This window comes from Caulobacter sp. P1_B12_2 (genome assembly GCF_056406675.1).
On record NZ_JBFTZS010000587.1, the window covers coordinates 1 to 2,346 of the forward strand.

The following is a 2,346-nucleotide window of genomic DNA, read 5'->3' on the forward strand; positions in this document are numbered from 1 at the left end:
CGCGGGCCCCGCGGGCCCCTCCCTCTCCCCTCCGGGAGAGGGTTTCTCTAAGGCAAAGCCACCTTCGGCAGGGTGTCCTTGGTCTCGCAGGCCACGCGGCCCGCGCCGCCGGCGGCGCCCTTGATGTCTTCGATCTTCTCGCCCTTGCGCCAGCCCTTGGGCAGGCCCTGGTCGCCGGAGAAGTCCATGCCCAGGTCGATCCACTTGTCGGTGGCGCAGTCCAGGGCGAACAGCATGATCGGGCCCTTGCTGGCCGGCCAGGCCTTGTAGGGACCGTTGGGCCGGCCCTCGGCGATGCGCACGACGATCAGGCCGGACGTCTGGTCCACCCGCATGAAGTCGGCGTCGTAGAAGGTTTTCGCCTCGCCGGGCGAGGGCTTCCAGTTTTCCGCCAGGGCCGTGGCGGCGCTCGCCATCGTCAGGCCCAGGACGGTTACGCCAAGCAAACACAGTCCAAGCCGCCGCATGGGCGTCCTCCCCGTATTTTATCGTTGGAAGGAGGCTACGCCCGACAAGCTTGAGCGGCAAGTTCCGCGAACGGCGTTACGCGTCTCGCGCGGCCAGGCGCGCCTCAAGCCCTTGGGCGATGGCGGCGTTGATCGCCGCGACGCCGGCGGCGGGACCGCCCGGATGCTTCCAGACCCCGGCCGAGACGGCCAGGAAGTCTGCGCCCGCCGTGGCCAGGTCGGCGGCGTTGTCGGCGGTGATCCCGCCGATCGCCACCGAGGGGACCTCCATGGTCTCCTGCCAGATCGACAGGATCTCCGGCTCGGCGGTGGTCGCCGCGTCCTTGGTGGTGGTCGGGAAGAAGGCCCCGAAGGCCACGTAGTCGGCCCCGGCCTCGGCGGCCTCCATGGCCAGGTGGCGGCTGTCGTGGCAGGTGACGCCGATCATCGCGCCCGGCCCCATGATCTTGCGGGCCTCCTGGAAGGGCGTGTCGCTCTGGCCGACATGGACGCCGTCGCAGCCCAGCCGCGCGGCCAGGTCGGGACGGTCGTTGAGGATCACGGCCACGTCGTGCGCCCGGGCGATCGGCGCCAGGGCGGCCACGGCGGCGGCGATCGCCTCGTCCGAGGCGTCCTTCAGGCGGATCTGCAGGGCGGCCACGTCGCCGCCGTCCAGGGCGGCGGCCAGGTCGCGGCCGAACGCGGCCAGGTCGTCCAGGGCCGGCGGGGTGATCAGATAGAGGCGGCAGTCGGTCATGGATGCGGATTACGCCGATTTGCCCAAAGGGGCGAGGGGGCGACAAAGGTCCTCCCCCTGTGGGGAGGGACTATTGAGCGTGAGCTCCTTTGTCGCACTGCGAGTCAGTTGCAAAAGCTCCAAGCCTCCGCTACATGAGAATGACAATCATTCGGTAGGGCTTGTTTCCCTTGTACGTCTGCAACTGTAACGGCATCCGCGAGCGGGAAGTCCGCGCCGCCATCGACGCTGGGGCCACCCGCCCGGCCGACGTGTTCCGTCACAAGGGCTGTCAGGCCCAGTGCGCCAAGTGCGTCTGCGAGATGCGCCAGATGATCCAGGACAACCAGCAAGCCCTGGCCTACGCCGCCGAATAGATTTTCGTTCCGCTCATCCCGGCGAATGCCCGGACCCAGATGGAATGATCTTGAGCCTGACGCCACGAGCGCCGAGCTCTTTCCAACCAATCTCTCCGCCTTTGGATCTGGGTCCCGGCATTCGCCGGGATGAGCGGATTTGGGGTATTTTCCGCTCACGCGAAGCAGTCTCACGCTTTTCCGTGAGGCTGAGAAACACTTGCAGACAAAGCGGTTGAAGCAACCCAAGCGATAGATCACGGTCCCACGATTATCGAATCTGAGGAGGCCCGCCATGCAAGGCGATCCCGGCATCATCCGGCTCTTGAACGCGGTGCTCACCAACGAGCTGACGGCGGTGAACCAGTACTTCCTGCACGCGCGGATGTACGACAACTGGGGCTTCAAGCGCCTGGGCAAGATCACCTACGACGAGTCGATCGGCGAGATGAAACACGCCGACAAGCTGATCAACCGCATCCTGTTCCTGGAAGGCCTGCCCAACCTGCAGGACCTGCACAAGCTGAAGATCGGCGAGACCGTGCCCGAATGCCTGGCCTCGGACCTGTCGGTCGAGGTCGGCGGCCGCGAGACCCTGATCCCCGGCATCATCCAGTGCGAACAGGTCCGCGACTATGTCAGCCGCGAGTTGCTGCGCGAGATCCTCAGCGACACCGAGGAGCACATCGATTTCCTTGAGATGCAGCTGGGCCTGGTCAAGGCGCTGGGCGAGCAGAACTACCTGCAGAGCGCCGTGGGCGAACTGCCGGCTTAGGGGGCGGCCCGAGCGCCTTCCAAATAGCACCGT

The 2,346-nt window shown here is 66.5% G+C and carries 4 protein-coding genes; 2 read left to right on the forward strand and 2 right to left on the reverse strand.

Going from position 1 to position 2,346, the window contains the following annotated elements:
- Positions 1–47 precede the first annotated feature (47 nt).
- Positions 48–467: a hypothetical protein gene (locus tag AC1DZ6_RS23665; RefSeq protein ID WP_477099553.1), complete on the reverse strand. Its 420-nt coding sequence runs from the start codon at positions 465–467 to the stop codon at positions 48–50.
- A 76-nt stretch (positions 468–543) separates the two neighbouring features.
- Complete coding sequence (gene thiE / locus AC1DZ6_RS23670; RefSeq protein WP_477099554.1) at positions 544–1,203, reverse strand: thiamine phosphate synthase; 660 nt, start codon at positions 1,201–1,203, stop codon at positions 544–546.
- Between the two features lie 170 nt (positions 1,204–1,373).
- Here thiE and AC1DZ6_RS23675 point away from each other — a divergent pair, with 170 nt between their 5' ends.
- Entirely contained in the window at positions 1,374–1,559 is a 186-nt protein-coding gene (locus AC1DZ6_RS23675) for a (2Fe-2S)-binding protein (RefSeq protein WP_477099555.1), read from the forward strand.
- 274 nt (positions 1,560–1,833) lie between these two features.
- Positions 1,834–2,313 carry a bacterioferritin gene (gene bfr, locus AC1DZ6_RS23680; protein WP_056459848.1) on the forward strand — a complete coding sequence of 160 codons (480 nt, stop codon included), beginning with the start codon at positions 1,834–1,836 and terminating at the stop codon, positions 2,311–2,313.
- The last annotated feature ends 33 nt before the right edge of the window (positions 2,314–2,346 follow it).